Consider the following 21,467-nt stretch of genomic DNA (forward strand, 5'->3'; position numbering starts at 1 on the left):
CACAGCTGCCTCAGGCGGCGGCTTCACGGACCGCTGCAGACAGGCGGTCCAGCGTGTCCTGCATCAGCGTTGCATCATCGGCCTCGACCGTGACACGCACCACCGGCTCGGTACCGGACGGGCGCAGGAACGCACGGCCACGGCCGGCCACTGACTGCTGCGCGACGGCCAGCGCGGCCTGCACGCTGTCGGCCTGCACGGTGGCCTTGGCCGAGACATTGCCCAGCCGCACGTTGACCGTCTTCTGCGGCACCCGCACCAGCCCCTTCAATGCCTGGCGCAGGGTCTGCCCGCTGTTGCGCAACGCCACCAGCACCTGCAGCGCACTGACGATGCCGTCACCGGTGGTGGCCCGATCCAGGCACAGCAGGTGGCCGGAGGCTTCGCCGCCGAGCACCCCACCGCCTTCGATCAGCGCCTGGTGCACATAGCGATCACCGACATTGCTGCGCACGAACGGAATCTGCAGATCGGCGAAGGCCTTCTCCACGCCGTAGTTGCTCATCAGCGTGCCGACCACCGGGCCGCGCAGGCGGCCTTCGGCTTTCCATGCCCGGGCCAGGATGTAAAGCAGGTCGTCGCCGTCGACCGGGTTGCCCTGGTCGTCGGCCATCAGCACGCGGTCGCCGTCGCCGTCGAAGGCAATGCCGAGATCGGCGCGGGTTTCGCGGACCTTGGCCGCGAGATTGTCGATATGGGTGGAGCCCACGCCGGCGTTGATGTTGACGCCGTTTGGCTCGGCGCCAATGCCGATCACCTCGGCACCCAGCTCGCGGAACAGCAGCGGTGCGATCTGGTAGGTGGCGCCGTGCGCGCAGTCCAGCACCAGGCGTACGCCACGCAGGTCGAACGCGCGCGGCACGCTGGCCTTGCAGAACTCGATGTAGCGGCCGACCGCCTCGCGGCCACGCGACGCCTTGCCCAGCTTCTCTGATTCGACGGTGGTGAACGGAACGTCCAGCGCCGCTTCGAGGGCAAGCTCGGTGGCATCGTCGAGCTTCTCGCCCTGGGCGGAGAAGAACTTGATGCCGTTGTCGTAGTGCGGGTTGTGCGAGGCACTGATGACGATGCCGGCATCCACGCCCAGCGTACGGGTCAGGAACGCCACCGCCGGCGTCGGCATCGGCCCCAGCAGCTGCACGTCGGCACCGGCGGCCACCAGGCCGGCTTCCAGCGCCGCCTCGAACATGTAGCCGGAAATGCGGGTGTCCTTGCCGATCACCACGATCGGCCGGCGCCCGTCCTGGCCGCGCTGGGCGACCAGGACACGGCCCAGGGCGTTGCCCAGGCGCAGCACGAAGTCGGCCGAGATCACGCCCTGGCCGACCCGGCCACGGATGCCATCAGTACCAAAGTACTTGCGGCCTCCCATCAAGCCACCTCCGGCGCCGGCTGACGGCCCAGCATCGCCAGCAGGTCGGACAGGCGGTCGCGCAGCTCGCGGCGATCGCAGATCTGGTCGATGGCACCATGTTCGAGCAGGAACTCCGAGCGCTGGAAGCCTTCCGGCAGTTTCTCGCGCACGGTCTGCTCGATCACGCGCGGGCCGGCGAAGCCGATCAGCGCCTGCGGTTCGGCGATGTTGATGTCGCCCAGCATCGCAAAGGAGGCAGAGACACCCCCGGTGGTCGGATGGGTCAGCACCGAGATGTACGGCAGCCCGGCTTCACGCAGCTTGCCCAGCGCGGCCGAGGTCTTGGCCATCTGCATCAGCGAGAACAGGCCTTCCTGCATGCGGGCGCCACCGCTCTGCGAGAAGCACACGTAGGGCGCCCCGATCTCGACTGCGGTTTCTGCGGCCAGTGCGAAACGCTCGCCGACCACCGAGCCCATCGAGCCGCCCATGAAGGCGAAGTCGAAAGACGATGCCACCAGCGCACGGCCCTTGAGCAGGCCGCGCATGGCGATCAGCGCGTCGTACTCGCCGGTATTCTTCTGCGCGATCTTGATGCGCTCGCTGTACTTCTTCTGGTCCTTGAACTTGAGCAGGTCGGTCGGCCCCAGGCGCGCACCGATCTCGGTGGTGCTGTCGGCGTCGAACAGGGCGGCCAGGCGCGCGCGCGCGCGGATCGCCATGTGATGGCCGCACTTCGGGCAGACTTCCAGGTTCTCTTCCAGTTCCGGACGGTACAACGCGCTGCCGCAGTTGCTGCACTTTTCCCACAGGCCCTCGGGGACACTGCGCTTCTTGCTGGGGGTGTTGTCGGTGCGGATGCCGGACGGCATCAACTTGCTGAGCCAACTCATGCGGGAGGACACTTCCGTTCAGGGCGGCCCTGGGGCCGCAAAGGCGGACAGTCTAGCTCCGCTTTCCCCGCCCGTGCACCCCCTTGCCAGCCGCGGGGCAGCGGGAAAAAACCATGCTGGGACGTACGTTTAGGTGCTGGACGGTGCCCGCCGCCGGCCGGCAGCCTTTGCACGCCAGCCATCAGGAGGACGCCGGCCAGCGGCCGGCAGTCCTGTTACGCGTCCAGCGCCTGCCGCAGCGGGGCGAGGAAGGCCCGGGCGCGCTGCACCGCGTCTTCCGCCGAGCCCGCTTCCGCCAGCGCCGCCACCAGCGCGCTTCCGACCACCACGCCATCGGCCTGGCGGGCCATGGCCGCGGCACTGGCGGCATCCTTGATACCGAAGCCCGCCACCACCGGCACCGATGCGCGCGCGCGCAACGCCTGCAGGCGGGTACCGGCGGCATCGCTGTCCAGGCGCTCGGACGCGCCGGTGACACCGGCAAAGCTGACGTAGTAGAGATAGCCACGGGCCAGCGCCAGCAGCTTGTCGGCTCGCGCCTCGCTGGTGGTCGGCGACGCCAGCAGGACCAGTGCAAGGCCGGCTGCGTCGAACGCCTGCTGGGCATCGCCCGCTTCTTCCGGCGGCAGGTCGACCAGCAGCACGCCGTCCACGCCGGCGTCGACGGCGGCCTTGGCGAAGGCCGCGTAGCCATGGATCTCCACCGGGTTGAGGTAGCCCATCAGCACCACGGGGGTCTGCGCATCGCGTTCGCGGAACTGCGCCACGGCCTGCAGGACGTAGCGGCTGCCGGCGCCGCGTGCCAGCGCGCGCTCGGAGCTGCGCTGGATGGTCGGGCCATCGGCCATCGGGTCGGAAAACGGCACGCCCAGTTCGATCACGTCGGCGCCGGCCTCGACCAGTGCGTGCATGACCGGCACGGTCGCCTCCAGCGAGGGATCACCGGCGGTGACGAAGGGAATCAGCGCCTTGCGCTGCTGTTCGCGCAGACGCAGGAAACAGGCATCGAGTCGGGATACGGGCATTTCAGGCACATCCTTCAATCAGTTCAATCGCATCGCTGGTTCCCCAGTACATCCGGGTGACCTTCCCTTCAAACAGTTCCAGGCGGATGCCCAGGTCCGAACCCGGGTCCTGCCAGGTGAGGTACTCGCCCTGGTCACCGTCGTAGGCATGCGGGCTGGATACCGGCGGCTTCGGGAACTGCGCCATGGCCTGGGCACGGGTCATGCCGATGCGCAGGCCGAAGGGACCGGGCTGTTCAACCGGCAGCTCCGGGTCGTCGCCCGGCTTCAGATCAAATCGGACCACGCGGTCGTCGTCGGTCATCATCGACACGCCCGGCGGCAACCCCCTGCCGTCGTAGTACTCGCAGTCGCCTTCGAAGAACTCTTTCGCGCCCTGTGCCTTCCACGGCCCCAGTGACTTCAGGTCCCCCATGTGCTGACCAACCAGCACTTCGCCGGCATGGTCCAGCGCAACCGAGGCGACGGCGGGGGCGTTGTCGTCGTTGCTCTCTTCCGCAGACGGCGGATCGACGATCGGCGTACGCGCCATCGGGTCGAGGTCATCGTTGGCGGCCGGCTGCTGTGCGGGCTGCGCGGTGGCTTTGGCAGCCGGCGCAAGCACTGGCGGTTCCGGCGGCTGGCACGCGGCCAGGCCCAGCACCAGCAGAAGCACCCCGCTGTTCCGCAGCAGCGCGCTCACAGCACCAGCCCTTCGCGCGCGGCGATGGTGTGCACGTCCTTGTCGCCACGGCCGGACAGGTTGCACAGCACGATCTGGTCACGCGGACGCTCACGCGCCAGCTTGATCGCCTGTGCCAGTGCGTGGCTGGACTCCAGTGCCGGCAGGATGCCCTCGGTATGCGCCAGCAGGTGGAAGGCCTGCAGCGCTTCTTCATCAGTGATGCCCAGGTAGCGCGCACGGCCGGTATCGGCCAGGAAAGCATGCTCCGGGCCGACGCCCGGATAGTCCAGGCCGGCCGACACCGAGTGGGTCTCGATGATCTGGCCGTCGTCGTCGCACAGCACATAGGTGCGGTTGCCATGCAGCACGCCCGGCCGACCGGCGGCGATCGATGCGGCGTGGCGGCCGGTGCCGATGCCGTCGCCGGCGGCTTCGGCGCCGACGATCTCGACCTGGCGATCGTTGAGGAAGGCGTGGAACAGGCCGATGGCGTTGCTGCCGCCGCCGACGCACGCGGTGATCGCATCGGGCAGGCGGCCATACTCGGCCAGCATCTGCTCGCGTGCCTCGCGGCCAACGATGGCGTTGAAGTCACGGACCATGCGCGGATACGGATCCGGGCCGGCCACGGTGCCGATGATGTAGAAGGTGTCCTGCACGTTGGTCACCCAGTCGCGCATCGCTTCGTTGAGCGCGTCCTTCAGGGTGGCCGAGCCGGAGGTGACCGGCACCACCGTCGCGCCAAGCAGCTTCATGCGGTAGACGTTGATCTTCTGCCGCTCGATGTCGGTGGCGCCCATGTACACCACGCATTCCAGGCCCAGGCGGGCGGCAACGGTGGCACTGGCAACACCGTGCTGGCCGGCACCGGTCTCGGCGATGATGCGCTTCTTGCCCATCCGCGCGGCCAGCAGCGCCTGGCCGATGGTGTTGTTGATCTTGTGCGCGCCGGTGTGGTTCAGGTCTTCGCGCTTGAGCAGGATCTGCGCGCCGCCGACATGGTCGCTCAGGCGCTGGGCGTGGTAGATCGGGCTCGGCCGGCCCACGTAGTGGGCCAGGTCGCGGTCGTAGGCAGCCTGGAATGACGGGTCCTGGCGGGCCTGGTCATAGGCCTGGGCCAGTTCCTGCAACGGACCCACCAGGGTTTCGGCAACGAAGCTGCCGCCGTAGCGGCCGAAATGGCCCTGGGCATCCGGGAAGGCGTGGTAGTCGGCAATGGGGGAGGCAGACATGGAAGCGACCGCTGGTTCGAGACAGGTGGATACTCTAGCGCACGGGTCTTGACCGGAAAATGGATATTATCTGGCGCATATCGTCAGGAAATCTCAAATGAGCCGTTCCCTGCTGCCGCCACTCAATGCGCTGCGTGCGTTCGAGGCCACCGCCCGTCTCGGCGGCGTCGGCCGCGCCGCACACGACCTGCATGTCACCCACGGTGCGGTCAGCCGGCAGCTGAAACTGCTGGAAGACCATCTCGGCCTGGCGCTGTTCCAGCGTGCCGGTCGCGGCCTGCGCCTGACCGCTGCGGGCACGCGGCTGCAGGCAGCGTGCAGCGAGGCCTTCGGCGGCATCGAAGACTGCGTGCGCGAACTGCGGCGGCCGGCGGCGGCCCCGGCGCTGGTACTGGGCTGCAGCGGCAGCGTGCTGGCGCGCTGGATGATCCCGCGCCTGCCTGCGCTGCAGGCCGCCCTGCCCGGCGTGCGCCTGCAGTGGTCAGCGCTGGATGGCAGCTTCACCGAGGCACAGGCGGCACTGGATGCGGTACTGCTGCTGGCACAGGGGCCGTGGCCCCGGGGCTGGCAGGTGCGTGAGCTGGCCCCGGAACGGGTGGGCGTGGTGGTGGCCCCCTCGCATCCGGCCGCGCAGCGCCTGCGGCAGGCACCGCCCTCGGCGCTGCTGCAGGAGACGCTGCTGCACACCAGCTCACGGCCGCAGGCGTGGCCGGCGTGGGCGCAGGCGCACTCTCTGGACCCCGCGAAGCTGCAGCTGGGCACGGCCTTCGAGCATCTGTACTACCTGCTGGAGGCAGCGGTGGCCGGGCTGGGCCCGGCGATCGCACCCGAGCCACTGGTGGCCGAGGACCTGGCCGCCGGGCGACTGGTCGCGCCGTGGGGGTTTGCCGCCACTGGTGGTTTCTGGGTGCTGGCGCAACCGGACGGACCACCTGATGCGCGCGTGGATGCGCTTGCCGACTGGCTGGGCCAGCAACTCCGATGACAACAAAAAGGGGACGGAGGGAATTAAGTCGCAAGTGGCACAAACGACTTAATTCCCTCCGTCCCCTTTTTTCAGCTGGCGGTCGGTGTGGCCAGGCGCTGCTGCAGGTCTTCGCGCAGGCGCGACAGCTCCGCTTCCGCCTGCTGCCGCTGCTGCATCCCTTCGCGATGGATGCTGCGCACTTCTTCCACCGTGGCGATCAGCTGGTCGTGCACATGGCGCAGCGTGGCCACGTCGATCACGCCGCGCTGGTTGCTGCGCGCGGTATCCACCGAGGCCTGGCGCAGCAGGTCGGCATTGCGGCGCATCAGTTCGTTGGTGGCGTCATCGATGGCCGTGGACAGTTCGACCGCAGCCTTCTGTTCGCCCAGCGAGAGCTGGATGGCGAACTGGCGCTTCCACGACGGAATGGTGATGTCGCGGACGGTGTTGAACTTCTCGATCAGCTGCAGCGCGTTGGCCTGGATCAGGCGGATCATCGGCAGCGACTGATCGGCGGCGTGCTGCATCAGCTGCAGGTCGGACACGCGCTTCTCGATCAACCGGATCGCATTGTCGATCTCGCCCTGGCGGATGCGCTGCTGGGGGTCCTCGCTGGCCTGCCCGGCCAGCTGTTCGGCCTGCAGTTCGGCCAGCCGCTGCTTGCCCGCTGCCGCATACAGGCCGAGCGCACGACGTTCTTCGCGGACGATATCGTGCATGCGGTCGAACTCGCCCACGCGCTTGCCCATCAACGCCTGCTGCACGCCGACGTCGGCCAGCAGCTGTTCGATCTGCGCGTTGGTGTCGCTGAACTTCTGCACCAGCTCGCCCTTGGAGGCGCGCATGCGGTCGATCAGGCCACCGATCACCGGCACCTTCGAACGCTGGGCGAAGCCATCCAGCTTCAGGCTGCGCGCGATGCGCACCACCTCGCGCAGCTTCTCGCCACTGGCATCCAGGTCACGATTGCGGACCTGGTCCAACAACTGGCTGGAGAACGCGGCGGTGCGCGTGGCCGCCTCGCGGCCGAACACCTGCAGGTTGCCCGGGCGCAGATCGTCCAGTTCCAGACGGATCTCGGCGATGCGCGGCAGATCCTCGCGGACCAGCCCAAGCGCCTGCAGTGCACCTTCGTCGAGCGCAGTGGCGGTGGTCGTGCCGGGTACGAGGGCACCGGGGGTCTGGCTGTCCTGGGTCATCGGGCAGTCTCCTTGCAGTTGGGTAAGCGGCAGCGGCGGCCGGCTCAAGGCAGTCTAGCCTGAGCCGCGGCCACCTCGTCATCGATCTGTGCGTGCAACGTGGCAGCCTTGCCGGCCAACGCAGCGCCCGCAGCGGCCTGGCCCGCCAGTGCAGCCTGCCGCCAGGCTGGCAGCAGCACGTCATGGATGCGCGCGAAGCGTTGCAGCAGCATGTTGTCCTGGTCCTGCAGCAGCTGCCATTGGCCGGCTTCCAGGCGGCGCAGCGAGGCCAGCCGGCGAAGATGGTCCAGCCGGTGCGACAGCGCGGCCTGACCGGCGATATCCAGCGTCGTCAGCCGCGACGCAGCCAGTTCGGCCCAGCCGTCCAGCGCCGCGGCCGCCGCGGAATGCTCAACGATGGCCATGGCCCGCAGCTGCATGTGCTGCTGCAGGTGCTGGGCCTGCTCACGCGCCTGCAGGGCCAGTACGCCCAGCTGCGACTGCAGCGCGTGCCCTTCTGCTTCGCGAGCGACATCGCGCCCCAGCAGCCGTCCCCACCAGCCTTCCTGCTGCCGGATCTGCGCCGGGTTGCCGGCCTGCAGGGCCAGCGCGATGCGCGCAAGCGCAGCCACCAGGCGCTCGCCCGCACCCGGTGGCAACGGCGTTTCGCGCCGCGCCAGCGCCTGCAGCAACGGCGCACCATAGTCGGCCAGCGCAGCGACATCGACCGTATCCGGCAGCATCGGTGGCGGCAGTGGTACGCGCGTGGTCACGGCAGCGGCGGCGGCTTCGGCGTGGATGCCGGCATGCCATCGCCGTCTTCCGGTGGCAATGACTCGCCGTAGAAGTGGCGCATCAGCGCCTCATCCAGCGCCCGCTCCTCCGGCGTCGCGGCGCGGCGCACGCGCGCGCGCTGCGCCACCACAGCGCTCGGCGTGCCCCGCTCGACCTGCTGTCGCGCCCAGCCGGCGAACGCGGCCAGGGTCTGCGACACCTGCACCTGCTGCGCCTGCGATGCCGCCAGCAGCTCCACCAGCGGCGCCAGGCCCGCCTGCAGGTCTTCGGCCAAGGCCGTGGCCGGCACGCCGGGGGCTGCCGCGACCGGCGCCGGCGCAGCGGCCGGACGCGCCTCTGAAAGGCGATGCAGGGCCTCCAGCAGCGCCGGCCACGGCGCCGGGTCCGCAACGGCGATCGCTTCCGGCGCGGGCGGTGGCAGCTGCAGCGCGGTGGCGATATCGGCCAGCTGCGCCACCACGCGCCCGCCGACATCGCTGTCGTCGGCCCCCATGGCCTTGTTGCGCAGGAAGTCGCGCTTGATCTGTGCCCAGCGCTGCGCCTGCGTGTCATCCAGTACGCCGCGCAGTTCGGCCAGCTTCAACAGGTTCTCTTCGGCACCGGTGGTCAGCAGCTGCGCCTCGCCCAGGTAGTGGTCGGAGATCAACTGCTGCAGTTCGTCCTCGTTCATCACCGGGGAGATCTTCTCGGCCAGCTTGTTCATGTTGCGGTAGCTGCCTTGCAGGCGGAACGGCGGCTCGGTGCGGTAGCGGTCGTCCTGTGCGGCGCTGGCGATGTACTGCTGGTTGACCCGGTAGACCACGTCACGCACACGCAGCATGCGCTGCAGGGTGGCGGTGATCTCGTTGATCTCCGCGCTGCTGTAGGCGTGGCTGAGGCCGTTGGTCGAGACCTCCTTGCCCATCGCGCGGTCGACCAGTACATACAGGTCGGCCATGTCGCGCGTGGCCAGCGGCGCCAGCACCGGATTGGAGGTCAGGCTGTTCTCGATGTAGCTGAGGGTGAAGGCGGCCTCCATGCCACCGAGCACGTCACCGAGGTTGTAGATGTCGGCACGGTTGGCCAGCATGTCCGGAATCTTGAACACCTCGCCGGACTCGGTGTACGGGTTGCCGGCCATCACCACGCAGAACTTCTTGCCGCGCATGTCGTAGGTGCGGGTGCGACCGCGCCACACGCCCTCGATACGGCGGGTGCCATCGCACAGCGAGATGAACTTCTGCAGGAACTCGGGATGGGTGTGCTGGATGTCGTCCACATACAGCATGGTGTTGTTGCCCATTTCCAGCGCCAGGTTGAGCTTCTCCAGCTCCTGCCGCGAGGTCGCGTCCGGTGCCTGGGCCGGGTCCAGCGAGCGCACCTCGTGGCCCAGCGCCGGGCCGTTGATCTTCATGAAGACCAGGCCCAAGCGGTGCGCCACGTATTCCATCAGCGTGGTCTTGCCATAGCCCGGGGGCGAAATCATCATCAGCAGGCCCATCAGGTCGCTGCGCTTGTTCTCGCCGACCGTGCCCATCTGCTTGGCCAGGTTGTCACCGATCACGCCCAGGTAGACATCGTTGATCAGCTTGTTGCGTACGAACGAGGACAGCGGCCGCGCCTTGAACTCGGAAAGCCGCAGGGTCTCGCGCTCGCGACCGATGATGCCCTGGCGCAGCGCCTGGTAGGCATGAAACGCTGGCACGAAATGACGCAGGTGCTGCTGCAGGCGCGCGAGGAAATCATCCAGCGATACCATCAGCGCGCCATTGCTGATGCGTGCGTGTTCACCCAGCAGGCCATTGACCTCCGCCTGCAGTGCGGCATCGCTGGCACGGGTGCGCAACTGGCGCTGCACCAGCAGCAACGCGGCGGCTTCGTCGACATAGCCGGCATGCTGCGCATGCGCCGGCATCCGCGCCACTGCGCGCAGCCACTGCCCAGCCAATGACCAACGCGTAGCCAGTGGATCCTGGCCGCGCTGCAGGGCACGCTCGACCGCCTCACGCTGCCCCGCCTGTTCCAGCTGCTCGGCCAATGCCTCCAGCAGCGCCACCGCGTGGCGGCTGCTGCTGAACACCGGATCGCCCGCCGCCAGTTCTTCGCCCAGATAGGCGGCTGCAGCCTCCGCGGCATCGGCATCGAACGGCAACGCGTGGGACTGCGCATACCCCAGCAGCGCCTCGGCCATTTCTGTGCGCAACGCCAGGCGCCCTTCGTCGGACCCCAGCAGGCGTGCCAGCGCCTCGGCGCCCACCTGCCGCGCCGGCCATTGCGCCACCGCTTCGCGCCGCTGCTCAGCGGCCCAGAACAGCAACGCCAGCGCACGCACCCGCGGTGCGTGACGCAGGCTGCCGGCCGCCTGCTGCAAGGGCAGTAGCGCACGCAGGATCAGTGCCGCATCGTGGTCATGGATGCCACGCTCGTAGCCTTCGCGATAGCGTGGTGCGGCGAACGCACGCACACGCTGATCCAGCGCTTCCGGGTTGGCGACGTCGTGCTGCAGCACAGCCAGATCGAGGCCATCGCGCCCCTCCTGCGCGGCCAGCAGCAGGCTGCCGGCCAGATACTCGCCGCGATACAGCGTGGGCGATTCCGAGTCGAGGGTGACCGGCCAGAACGGCTTGAGTGCGTCCAGCTCCGGATCGTGCAGGGTCTCCAGGAAGTCGGTGCCGGTCAGATGGATGGCCAACGTGTCGCCACGCGGCAACAGGGTCAGGTCCAGTGCCTGCGTATTGACGCTGAAGCGATGGCGCGGGCCCAGCCGCACCACGTTGCCGCCGGCTTCGTACAGGTCACTGCGGTCGCGCAGCTGGCGCACCGCCTGGTCACGCACGCCCTTCAGCCGCGCCTCGATGTCGTCGGCCTTGACGTTGTCGTGCAGCGTGCGCAGGCGCTCGGCCAGCTCACGCAGCTTGAGGATCAGCGGATCACCGGCAAAGAACGCGTTGAGCTCATCGGCGGTGGCGAAGCGCTCGGTGCGCCTGGCCAGGCCGTCGAGGATCCGATTGGCCGCATCCAGTACCGAGCGCGCCTTGCGCTGGCGGTCATCCAGCAACGCCTGCTTGTGCGTTTCGAAGGCCTCGACCAGCTCTTCGCGCTTGCTCAGGATGTCGCCGAGGAACTGCTCGTGTTCGCCGAACTGGCTCTCCAGTTCCTCCAGCTGCACCAGCAGGCGCGACAACTGCTCGTCGGCACGTTCGGGGTCGGTGGCCAGCGCCAGCGCGCTGGTGATCGACTGCGAGAACAGCGCGAACTGGGCGGCGAACTGCGCCACGGCCTCGGCCGAACCGAGTGACCTGCGGCGCTGGTCAGCACGCGCGCGCGCCTGGTTGAGGCGACCGTACAGCACCGAGATCGACTCGACCACGCGGGTGCGGGCAGTGGCATCGTCCACCTTCAGGCCGGCCATCAGCTCGGACAGCATGTCCAGGTCGGACGCCATGCCACGCAGGCCTTCCAACTGCTCGTCAAGCTGGCGCGCCGTCTGTGCCTGCTGCGCGGCATCATCCAGCGCCTGCAGGCGCGTGGCCAGCGGCGCCAGCGCTTCCTCGCCGGCGAGGAAGTCACCGGTGGCGGCGCCAACACGGTCCTGTGCCTCCACCAGTTCGACGGTCATCGCCTCGATGCGCGCGGTGTCGATGTAGCGCAGCTCGCGGAGGGTCAGCAGCCGCCCGCGCAATGCGGTGATCGCGTTGAGGGCCTCGACGAAGGCCTGCACCTCGCTCCAGTTCTGCGGTTGCAGCCGGCCCAGCAGCGCCTTGTGCGCGGCCTCGGCCTCCAGCATCGCCTGCGCCGATTGCTGACGGATCGACTGCACCTTCTCGTACTCGTCCAGCACCGATTCGCCGGTCGCGCTGATCTGCCGCAGCAGCGCCTCGGCGCCATCGCAGGCCGCGTCACCCAGCCAGTGGTGTGCATCAAAGAGGCGCCGCGTATCGGCCACCAGGCGCTGGTAGCGCTGTACCGACACGTCCTGGCCATCGATCTCGCGCGCCAGGTTGAACAGGTTGGAAATGCCGCGCACCAGCTCGGCGTTGCCGATGCGGCCCATGAACGTGTTGCCGGGCGGCCGGTTGGCGGCGAACTCGTCACTGCTGAACGGCGTCTGCCAGACCTGCATCGGATGGATGCGGGTCGGTTCGCTGCCCTCGGCATGGAACAGCACCATGCGCCCGTCCTGCATCAAGGCGTAGCCATGGCCGAACACCGGGTTCTGCAGCACGCGCTGGATGGTGTTGTAGACGAACAGCGCCGAGCGCCCGCCTTCGCGCTCGTAGAAGATGTACAGCACGTCCTCGCCGTTTGGCGAACGGATGCTGCGCTTGAACTGCATGCCGGCCATCGAGGCATCAAATGCCTTGTGCTCGCCGCCCTGCAGGTAATAGCCACCCGGGAAGATCACGCCATGGTCTTCGGGCAGCTGCACGCAGGCCTGCACGATCGCATCATTGCGCACGATGCCGCCGGTCAGCGTGTTGTAGATCAGGCCGCGCCATTCGGTCTCGCGGTACGGCAGCACCTTCAGCAATACCAGCGAGCCGACCCGGGCGAACTCGAACTGGGCGTCGTCCAGCGACTGCGTGCTGTCCTCCACGGGTTCACTGTAGATGCCCTGTCCGGTTTCGGTGTTGTTTTCGACCTTGATGGTGAGGTCGCCACCGGTGGTTTCCACGAACAGGGTGTCGAGGATGTTCAGGTGCGAATGGCGGCCGTTGACCGCCAGGTCGCGGGTCGCCCGGGTCCATTCGAAGTCGAACGGCGGCGGCAGCGCGATATCGCGCTCACCGCGCGCATCCAGGTAGGTCAGCTCGCCCTCGCGCGACAGCGCCCAGCGGAACACGCGCACGTCGCTGCTGCGCTCGCCGATCTGGAACGAGGCCAGCAGCTTGTCGCCGACCACGATCAGCTGCAGCAGGCGCGCGTGCTTGTAGTAGGCATACAGCTCGTTGAAATCGTGCACGAAGCCGGGCTGGTCGAGGAAGCTGCCCTTCAGCTCCAGGGCAGCGACGTCGTAGCCATCGCTGCCCTGCACCAGCCGGTACAGGCCGAACACATCCTCGATGCGGGTCTGGGTCTTCAACCCGATGAACACGTTGTAGCCGAACAGCAGGCGGTCCGGGCCCACCTGCACGATGTCACGGCCGACGCAGTTGTTGTCGCTGCGGATGCGGAAGCGCCCGACCACCTCCAGGCGGCTGTCGCCGAACTCGGCCAGGCGCTGGCGGTTGAGTGTTTCGGCCAGGCCCTGCAGGCGCTGGCCCTGCTCGGCCAGGCGGCGGCGCAGGACTTCGTAGGCGCCGCCCTGGGCGACAGCCTGGTCGACGGTGCTGCCGCCGGCCTCCGGCGCAGTGGATTCGGCGGACGGATGGGTTTCAGACATCAGCAGGTTTCCGGCTCACGGGCGGACGGCCGCGGTTGCGGCCGGCGCGGGCGGGCGATGGCGGCGGCCATCGCCCGATGCATCAACGGGCGCTGTCGACCACGGTAGCCGACACGGTCGGTACCGCTTCGGCATCCTCGGCGATCTGGCGCGGCGCCGGTTCGGCCACGGCCACGCCCAGGTAGCGCTGCATCAGCTCCTGCACGATCGGGCTCTTGCCGGCGAAGCCTTCGATCGACTTGCCCAGCGACACCGCCTTGACCAGGTTCTCGAACATGCCGCCGTCGCCGCCGACCAGGTCGATATCGGCGTTGCGCAGCGCGCTGGCGATGACATTGGCGTTCTCGCGCGAGACTTCCTTGCCGGCTTCGATCGAGGCCAGCGCCTGCTTCAGGCTGTTGTCCAGCATCATGCGGAACTCTTCATGGCCACGTGCCTGGTCACTCAGCGAGGCGATGGCTTCGAACTTGCGCACCAGGCCCTCGGCCTCGGCCAGCAGCTTCTTCTGCACCACGCCGGCTTCGGCATTGCCCAGCGACTCGGTGGCGGTGGCACGGGCCAGGCCCATCTTTTCCTCACCCTGCGCCTGCGCCTGCAGGGTCTCGGCCAGAACGCGGGCTTCGTTGCTGCCCTGCTTCAGGCTGGCTTCGGCCTTGGCTTCGATCACGCGCGCTTCGGCAATGCCGACCTTCTCGATGGCCAGCGCCGAAGCTTCACGCACCTGCGCTTCGGCCAGGCCCGGCGCTGCCTGTTCGGCACGCAGGGCATCGGCCAACAGGCGCTTGGCTTCGGCCTGCTTGCCGGCCGCTTCATGCTCGGCCTGGGCCAGCGTGGTCAGTTCCACCGCGCGATGCTTTGAAGCGGTCTCGCGCGCCTGCGCTTCCTTGACTTCGCGCACCAGCGCTTCCTGCGCCTTGGCCTCGGCTTCCAGGATCAGCACCTGCTTCTGGCGGTCGGCCTCGGAGACTTCGCGCACTTCCTTGATGCGCTCCTCTTCCTGCGCCACGGTCTTGTCGATGGAGATGCGTTCACGGGTGATGTTGGCCACGTCCATCTTGCCCTGCTCGACCACCTTGTCACGCTCCACGCCCTGCAGCTGCACTTCACGATCGGTGGTGACCTGCTCCAGCTGGCGTGCGCGCTCCACGCGCTCGGCCTCGATGGCCACGGCACGCTGGCGGTTCTGCTCGGCCACTTCCACTTCGCGCAGGCGGTTCTGGTCGCGGATCTCGATCAGCTGCTGCGCTTCGATGCGGGCATTCTCGGACAACTGGCGCTGCTCCTCCTGCACCTTGGCGGTCTCGGCCTCCTCGCGTGCGCGGATGGTCTCGATCTCACGCTTCTGCCGTGCTTCGGCTTCGGCCTGCTGGCGTTCCAGGGCCAGCAGCGCTTCGCGCGCTTCCACGTTCTTCTTGGTGATGGCGAGCTTCTCGTTCTGCTCCAGCTCGTTGGTCACCACGTTCTGCGCGGCCGTCAATTCGGTGATCTTGCGGATGCCCTGCGCATCGAGAATGTTGAACTGGTCCAGCAGCGACTTCGGGGTCTGCTCCAGGTAGTCGATCGCCACGTCCTCAAGGACGTAGCCGTTCAGATCATTGCCGATCACCGCGATGATCTCGTCGCGGAACTCCTGGCGCTTCTCGAACAGTTCGGTGAAGTCGAACTTCTTGCCGACCGTCTTCAGCGCTTCGGAGAACTTGGCGTTGAACAGCTCGTCGACGGCATGCTTGTCCGATGCACGGTCGGCACCGATGGCCTTGGCCACGCGCAGGACGTCGGCCTGGGTCTCGTTGACCCGCAGGTAGAACGCCACGGCGATATCGGCACGCATGTTGTCGCGGCAGATCAGGCCTTCCTTGCCGCGGCGGTCGATCTGCAGCGTGATCAGGCTGATCCGCATCAGCTCGGCGCGGTACAGCACCGGGATGATCAGCGCACCGGTGAAGTGCACCTTGGGCGTGGAGCTCATGTCGTTGACGATCAGGGCCACGCCCTGGTCGACCTTGCGGTAGAAGGCCTTGAACAGGCCGGCCAGGCCGAGCAGTGCGACCAGCAGCACGGCTACGCCGATCAGGAAGGGGGCCATGGTTGCCAACGTCATCAGTGATTCTCCTTGTTGCCCGGAAGCAGGTTGTCCTGGAAGTCGAGGGCGACCGCGTCGGCGCGGACCACCCGGTAATGGTGTTGATCAGCCACGTGTTCGACCAGCACGATGCGCTCGCCACGCTGCAGTTCGATCTCGCTGCGCACCTGCAGCACCAGTCCGGCGCCGCCATCGTCGAAGGTGGCGTGACCGCCGCGGGCATCCACCTTCGGCGAGGCAACCACGCCGGTACGCCCCAGCAGCGAGGCCTGCGCCGCCGGGCGCAGGCGCAGCAGGAACCTGCGGACGGGGCGCAGCAGCAGCGCGGTGAACGGAACCGCCGGCAACGGCGCCAGAAGGGCCACGACCGCACCGATCGCCCAGCGCAGCAGGTCCGGCAGCGGCAACAGCACGAACAGATGGACGAAATAGGTGACGATCCAGGCGAAGAAACCCAGCAGCGTCACCACAAGCATGAGGGGAACCCCACCCAGGCCCCAACGCGCCAGCAGTGCGGACAGTCCCTGCAGATCATGTGGGTCGCCATGCAGCGCCCCATCGGCGCCGGCATCGCCAAACCCGTCGTCGACCAGGCCGAAGGCCGCCAGTGCCCAATACAGCACCGCCACCGCCAGCACGATGCTGTACGGCAGGGTCGGGAAACCGAACACGACGGTGAGGAACTCCTGCATCGCTTGCCCTCCTGGGCGGTGGGCGGCGGCCGCCCGTTCGGGGCACGCCGAGCGCGTCCCGTCGATCCCCGCGCCAGCCCTCATGGCAGGCGCGCTTGGGACCATCCTATGTGAAGAATGCGTGCAGGCTCAAATCCAGGTCCAAATCACGACAAATAATGACGCCAATCACTCGAGAACCGTGCAATCGGCGCGGCGCACTTCCTCGACGAAGGTGCGCATCTTGTCGCCGTCCTTGATGCCCGGCTCCAGTTCGATGCCACTGGAGACATCCACGCCCCACGGCAGGGTACCCAGCACCGCGTCGTAGACGTTTTCCGGGTTCAGGCCACCGGCCAGCAGGAACGGGCGATGCAGGCCGGTCGGGATCCGGCCCCAGTCAAAAGCCACGCCGGTGCCGCCACCGCCGCCCGGCGCGTGGCTGTCGAACAGGAAGCCGGCGGCGCTGGGATAGCGCAGCTGCAGGGTGCGGGCGTTGATCTCTTCACGGCCGCCCATGGCGATCGCCTTCAGGTACGGCATGTTGAAGCTGCGGCAGAAGCTCTCGTCTTCCTCGCCGTGGAACTGCAGCAGGGTCGGTCGTACCGTGCGCAGCACCTCGCGCACTTCTTCCTTGCTGTTGTTGCGGAACAGCGCCACCACGTCGACCATGGGCGCGATCGCCTGGCGCATCGCGCGTGCCTCGGCCGGAGCGACCCGGCGGCTGCTTTCACGGGCGAAGATGAAACCCACCGCGTCCACGCCCAGCTCACCGGCCAGGCGGACGTCGCCGGCCCGGGTCATGCCACAGAACTTGATGCGTGTGCGGTAGTAGGAACGGCTCATAGCGTGACCTCGGCGGGCAGGTGCCAGTTGTCGGGGTACAGGGGCCCAAGGAACACCAGGCCCTGCGGCGGTGCGGTGGGACCGGCTACGGTGCGATCGCGCCCGGCCAGCAGTTCGGCGATCCATTCCACCGGCTTCTCGCCACTGCCCACCAGGATCAGCGATCCGACGATATTGCGGACCATGTGATGAAGGAATGCATTGCCCTGCACGGCGACCTCGATCACCTCGCCCTGGCGGCTGACCTGCAGTGACTGCAGCTCACGCCGGGCGTGCAGCGCCTGGCACTGCACCGAACGGAACGCGCTGAAGTCGTTCTCACCGAGCAGGGCCTGGCCGGCGGCGTGCATCAGGGTCTCGTCCAGCGCGCGGCGCTCCCAGCTCAAGGTCTGCCGGTCCAGCGCGGGCCGCACTTCGCGGTTGAGCAGGCGGTAGCGGTAGCGGCGTGCGCGCGCGGAGAAACGCGCGTGGAAATCCTCGGCCACCGGCACGCACCAGCGCACTGCGATCGAGCGCGGCAGGCGGGTGGTAGTGCCCAGCATCCACGCGCGCGGATCGCGCACCACGTCGGTATCGAAATGCACGACCTGGCACTGGCCGTGCACGCCGGCATCGGTGCGGCCGGCACAGACCACCTGCAGCGGCGCATCGGCCACCGACGACAGGGCCTGCTCAAGGCTGGCCTGCACGCTCGGGCCACCCTCGCCCAGGTTCTGCCAGCCCCTGAAATCGCTGCCGTCGTACTCGACGCCAAGCGCGTAACGCATGTGCTACCTCAGATGTTGCGGGAGGGGCGGCGCTCAGGCCGGATCGCGTTCGGACCACACCGCCAGTTCGTTGCCACCAGGCTCGACGAACTGGAAACGGCTGCCGCCGGGGAAGGAAAACACCGGCCGCACGATCTCACCGCCAGCGTCAAGCACCGCCGCTTCGATCGGTGCCAGCTGGTCAGCGTACAGCACCAGCAGCGGGGCACCGGCATCGCTGGCACGCAGCGGCTGGCCGCGGAAGAAGCCGCCCTGCAGGCGGCCGTCGTCGAACGCGGTGTAGTCGCTGCCATAGTCTACGAACGACCAGCCGAACGCCTTCTCGAAGAAGGCGCGGCTGGCTGCAGGATCCGTGGAAGCGAATTCAACGTAGTCGATGCGGCGCTCGCGGCTCATGACGGGGTCCTTGTCGGCGGGTTCGATCACGGCAGGCGGGCCAGCAGTTCGCGGGCCTGGGCCTGGCAGTGCAGGTCGCCGCCCTCGGCCACTTCCTGCAGCAACGTACGCGCGGTCTGGGCATCGCCCAGGTCGAGGTAGGCGATGGCCAGCTCAAGGCGTTCCTGGCCGGCGCGCGGCGCCCAGCCGGCATCGCTGGCCGGCGGCGCAGTACCGTCTTCATGCGCCGCCGCGGCCAGCGCGTCATGCGGCGCTGCGCCCGAAGCCTCGCCGTCATGGTGCTCGGCCGGCAGGTCGAACACGCCGCGGAACTGCGGCTGCTGTTCGGCGTGCAGCGCGTAGTCCGGCACTGCCACCTCGCCAGGGGCCGCCTGCGCGAGCGGCTCATCCTGCGCGGCGGCGGCCGGCGCGGAATCCTCCTGCGTGACCACCGGCTCGTCCCAGCGCGGCAGGTCGGTCACTGCCTCGGGCAGCTCCATCACTTCGTCATCGCGCAGCGTCTGCGCCTGCCAGTCAGCCTGGGCGGCGACGTCGGCGACCGGTTCGGCAGCCACGTCATCCTGCCCCCCGGTTTCGCTCGCCCAAGCCGGCATCGCCGGCTCCTGGCGGCCCGCTTCGGGCACCACAGACGACCATGAGGACTGCTCGGCCAGCGTATCCAGCGCCGCGCCCGCCGGTACCGCAGCGGTCAGGCCGGCGGCATCGTCTTCGTCGCGCAGCGGCGGCAGCGGCGATGGCTTGCGACGACGCAGCAGCCAGGCTGCACCGGCCGCCAGCAGCAGCACCGGCAGCCCCAGCCAGTACCACGGCGTTGCCGCATCGCGGGTATCCGGTGCCTGCGCCAGTCGCTGCTGCGCGGCGGCCAGGTCGTTGTCCTTCATCGCGATCAGCGACTGCTGCTGTTCCTTGAGTTTTTCCAGGTCGGCGACGCGCTGCTTCAGCTCGCCAATCTCGGCATCGCGGGTCGCGATGTCCTCGCGTGCCTGGCGCAGTTGTTCGTTGCCCAGCATGTCACCCTCGCTGCCGGCTCCAGTGCCGGTGGTTGTGCCCGCGCGCGCGGCGTCGGAAGCCAGCGCCGGAGCGATTTCAAGTCGTGCCCCATTGGCCGCGGCCGGGGAAGAAGCGTTCGTGGTTGCCGCCGCGGCCACCGGGGCGACGGTACCCGCCGGTTGCGGCACGGTGCGCGCCTGCCGCCACTGCGCGGCGTGCTCGCGCACCAGCGCTGCGGCCTCGGCGGCATCGACCGCCGCCAGTGCATCGCTGCCGGGCATGCGCAGTACGGCGCCTTGCTTGAGCAAGTTGACGTTGCCGCGGATGAAGGCCTCCGGGTTGGCCCGCAGCAGGGCGATCATCGCGCGGTCGCGGCTGACCTGGTTGCCGCGGGCCACCGCGCTGGCGATCTGCGACAGGGTCTGCCCACGCTGGACGATGACGCTGCCATCGGCTGCCTGCGCGGCAGCGGGTGCAGCCCCTGCACGCGGGCGAGCCGATGCAGGTGCCGGCGCTGCCGCAGTGGACGGCGCAGGTGCGCTTGCGCTCTCCGCAGCGGCCGGTGCCGGTGCAACGTCACGGACGATGGTGTTGGAGAGGGTACCGGCCGGCGCGACGATTTCCGGTTCGGCCACCGCCAGTGCGCTGGAGGGCGCATCAACCAGTGCCGAGTATTCGCGCACCAAGCGGCCCTGGCCCCAGTCGGCCTCGATCAGGAAGCTCAGCGACGGGGTTTCGACCGGCGTCTGCGAGGTCACCCGCACCACCGCCCTGCCCTGCGCATTGCGGGTCAGTTCGAACTGCAGCTCGCTGACCAGCCCGGCCGGCCGCTGCAGGCCGACGCGTTCGAAGGTGACCGCAGAGGCCAGCGCGACGCGCAGGTTCTCCAGTTCGGATGGATCGGCCGAGACTACCGGGATTTCGGCCAGCAGGGGCTGGCCCGGCTTGGACAGGACACGGATGTCACCCAAGCCCAGGGCAAGCGTCGAACTGCTGGCCAGGGCCAGCAGCGCGGTGGAAAGATAGAGGAGCGGGCGCTTCGCGCCCCTGGCCCGTTTATTCATGGGCGACACTATAAAGCGTGCGGACCGGGGTCCGCACCCACCGAGGGGACCTTCGGTAGCGCCGGCCGCTGGCCGGTAGCACCACATGCCAATCACGGCAATGCCGGCCAGCGGCCGGCACTACCGGTGAGGCAACCGCTGTGATCAGCGCTGCTCGGCGGCGACCAGCTCGGCCAGCTGCACGGCGTTCAGGGCAGCGCCCTTGCGCACGTTGTCCGACACGATCCACAGGTTCAGGCCACGCGGGTGCGACAGGTCCTCGCGGATGCGGCCGACGTACACCGCATCGGTCCCCGAAGCATGGGTAACCGGAGTCGGATAGCCACCGGACTCGTGACGATCCACCACTTCGATGCCCGGCGACTGCTCCAGCAGCGCGCGCGCTTCAGCGACGGTGACCTTGTCGCGGGTCTCGATCGCCACCGACTCGGAGTGGCCGTAGAACACCGGCACGCGCACCGCGGTCGGGTTCACCAGGATGCTGTCGTCGCCGAGGATCTTGCGGGTCTCCCAGATCAGCTTCATCTCTTCCTTGGTGAAGCCATTGTCCTGGAAGTCATCGATGTGCGGGATCAGGTTGAAGGCGATCTGCACCGGGAAGCGCTGCGGATCGATCTCCTGGAAGCTGAGCAACTGGCCGGTCTGCTTGCCCAGTTCCTCCATCGCCGAGCGGCCACCGCCGGACACCGACTGGTAGGTGGACACATTGATGCGCTCGATACCGTACTTGCGGTGCAGCGGCGCCAGCGCCACCAGCATCTGCATGGTCGAGCAGTTAGGGTTGGCGATGATGCCACGCGGACGGTTGGCGACCTGTTCCGGGTTGACCTCGGACACCACCAGCGGCACGTCATCGTCGTAACGGAAGGCCGAGGAGTTGTCGATCACCACCGCACCGGCGGCGGCGAACTTCGGTGCGTATTCCTTGGACACGCTGCCGCCAGCCGAGAACAGCGCGATCTCGACACCGGTCGGATCGAAGGTGGCCAGGTCCTGGACCTTGACCTTCTGGCCGTTGAATTCAATCTCGCCACCGGCCGAACGCTCGGAGGCGAGGACGCTCAGGGTGCCGACCGGGAAATCACGCTCGGCCAGGATCGACAACATGGTCTCGCCAACGGCGCCGGTGGCACCGACGACGGCGACGTGGAAACTGCGCTGTGCATTGCTCATGGGGAAC

General features: G+C 68.2%; 16 protein-coding genes. 1 reads left to right on the plus strand and 15 read right to left on the minus strand.

All coding sequences use genetic code 11. The features are described 5' to 3' along the window. Positions 1–10: 10 nt before the first annotated feature. The 5 genes from glmM to trpB all read right to left on the minus strand — a co-directional run bounded on the left by glmM (position 11) and on the right by trpB (position 5,168). Complete coding sequence (glmM, locus tag ACSDHM_RS12835) at positions 11–1,372, minus strand: phosphoglucosamine mutase (protein WP_072168494.1); 1,362 nt, start codon at positions 1,370–1,372, stop codon at positions 11–13. Continuing rightward, on the minus strand, positions 1,372–2,247 hold the full coding sequence (gene accD / locus ACSDHM_RS12840; protein ID WP_005417947.1) for an acetyl-CoA carboxylase, carboxyltransferase subunit beta: 876 nt from the start codon (positions 2,245–2,247) through the stop codon (positions 1,372–1,374). The genes glmM and accD overlap by 1 nt, the downstream gene beginning before the upstream one ends. Before the next feature lie 215 nt (positions 2,248–2,462). Continuing rightward, positions 2,463–3,272: a tryptophan synthase subunit alpha gene (gene trpA, locus ACSDHM_RS12845; RefSeq protein WP_227836935.1), complete on the minus strand. Its 810-nt coding sequence runs from the start codon at positions 3,270–3,272 to the stop codon at positions 2,463–2,465. Position 3,273: 1 nt separating this feature from the next. Continuing rightward, entirely contained in the window at positions 3,274–3,954 is a 681-nt protein-coding gene (locus tag ACSDHM_RS12850) for a hypothetical protein (protein WP_151355355.1), read from the minus strand. Further along, a complete protein-coding gene (gene trpB / locus ACSDHM_RS12855) occupies positions 3,951–5,168 on the minus strand; it encodes a tryptophan synthase subunit beta (RefSeq protein WP_072168497.1) in 1,218 nt (405 codons plus the stop codon). Before trpB ends, ACSDHM_RS12850 begins: the two co-directional genes overlap by 4 nt. 97 nt (positions 5,169–5,265) lie before the next feature. Between trpB and ACSDHM_RS12860 the strand changes: the two genes are divergently transcribed. Continuing rightward, entirely contained in the window at positions 5,266–6,153 is an 888-nt protein-coding gene (locus ACSDHM_RS12860; RefSeq protein WP_188240776.1) for a LysR family transcriptional regulator, read from the plus strand. Positions 6,154–6,224: 71 nt separating this feature from the next. Here the strand turns inward: ACSDHM_RS12860 and ACSDHM_RS12865 are convergent, their stop codons facing one another. From ACSDHM_RS12865 to ACSDHM_RS12910, 10 genes are all read right to left on the minus strand, one after another. Further along, positions 6,225–7,334, minus strand: a complete 1,110-nt coding sequence (locus ACSDHM_RS12865; RefSeq protein WP_439426313.1) for a toxic anion resistance protein — start codon at positions 7,332–7,334, stop codon at positions 6,225–6,227. A gap of 44 nt (positions 7,335–7,378) precedes the next feature. Then, positions 7,379–8,086, minus strand: coding sequence for a hypothetical protein (locus ACSDHM_RS12870; RefSeq protein WP_188240775.1), 708 nt, complete (start codon positions 8,084–8,086; stop codon positions 7,379–7,381). After that, entirely contained in the window at positions 8,083–13,470 is a 5,388-nt protein-coding gene (locus ACSDHM_RS12875; RefSeq protein WP_439426314.1) for a DNA repair ATPase, read from the minus strand. Before ACSDHM_RS12875 ends, ACSDHM_RS12870 begins: the two co-directional genes overlap by 4 nt. Before the next feature lie 82 nt (positions 13,471–13,552). Beyond that, complete coding sequence (locus ACSDHM_RS12880; RefSeq protein ID WP_005417967.1) at positions 13,553–15,571, minus strand: hypothetical protein; 2,019 nt, start codon at positions 15,569–15,571, stop codon at positions 13,553–13,555. After that, a complete protein-coding gene (locus tag ACSDHM_RS12885; protein ID WP_439426315.1) occupies positions 15,571–16,245 on the minus strand; it encodes a hypothetical protein in 675 nt (224 codons plus the stop codon). The genes ACSDHM_RS12880 and ACSDHM_RS12885 overlap by 1 nt, the downstream gene beginning before the upstream one ends. A gap of 168 nt (positions 16,246–16,413) precedes the next feature. After that, complete coding sequence (locus ACSDHM_RS12890; RefSeq protein WP_065179160.1) at positions 16,414–17,070, minus strand: phosphoribosylanthranilate isomerase; 657 nt, start codon at positions 17,068–17,070, stop codon at positions 16,414–16,416. After that, on the minus strand, positions 17,067–17,837 hold the full coding sequence (gene truA / locus ACSDHM_RS12895) for a tRNA pseudouridine(38-40) synthase TruA (protein WP_088497829.1): 771 nt from the start codon (positions 17,835–17,837) through the stop codon (positions 17,067–17,069). The genes ACSDHM_RS12890 and truA overlap by 4 nt, the downstream gene beginning before the upstream one ends. Before the next feature lie 33 nt (positions 17,838–17,870). Further along, positions 17,871–18,233, minus strand: a complete 363-nt coding sequence (locus ACSDHM_RS12900) for a VOC family protein (RefSeq protein WP_049414720.1) — start codon at positions 18,231–18,233, stop codon at positions 17,871–17,873. 26 nt (positions 18,234–18,259) lie between these two features. Beyond that, the gene (locus tag ACSDHM_RS12905) at positions 18,260–20,287 is read right to left on the minus strand and encodes a FimV/HubP family polar landmark protein (protein WP_439426316.1); all 2,028 of its coding nucleotides are present in this window, start codon (positions 20,285–20,287) and stop codon (positions 18,260–18,262) included. 144 nt (positions 20,288–20,431) lie between these two features. Continuing rightward, complete coding sequence (locus tag ACSDHM_RS12910) at positions 20,432–21,460, minus strand: aspartate-semialdehyde dehydrogenase (RefSeq protein ID WP_072168506.1); 1,029 nt, start codon at positions 21,458–21,460, stop codon at positions 20,432–20,434. Between the last annotated feature and the right edge of the window lie 7 nt (positions 21,461–21,467).

Source organism: Stenotrophomonas sp. T8, assembly GCF_051853085.1.
Lineage (GTDB): Bacteria > Pseudomonadota > Gammaproteobacteria > Xanthomonadales > Xanthomonadaceae > Stenotrophomonas > Stenotrophomonas sepilia.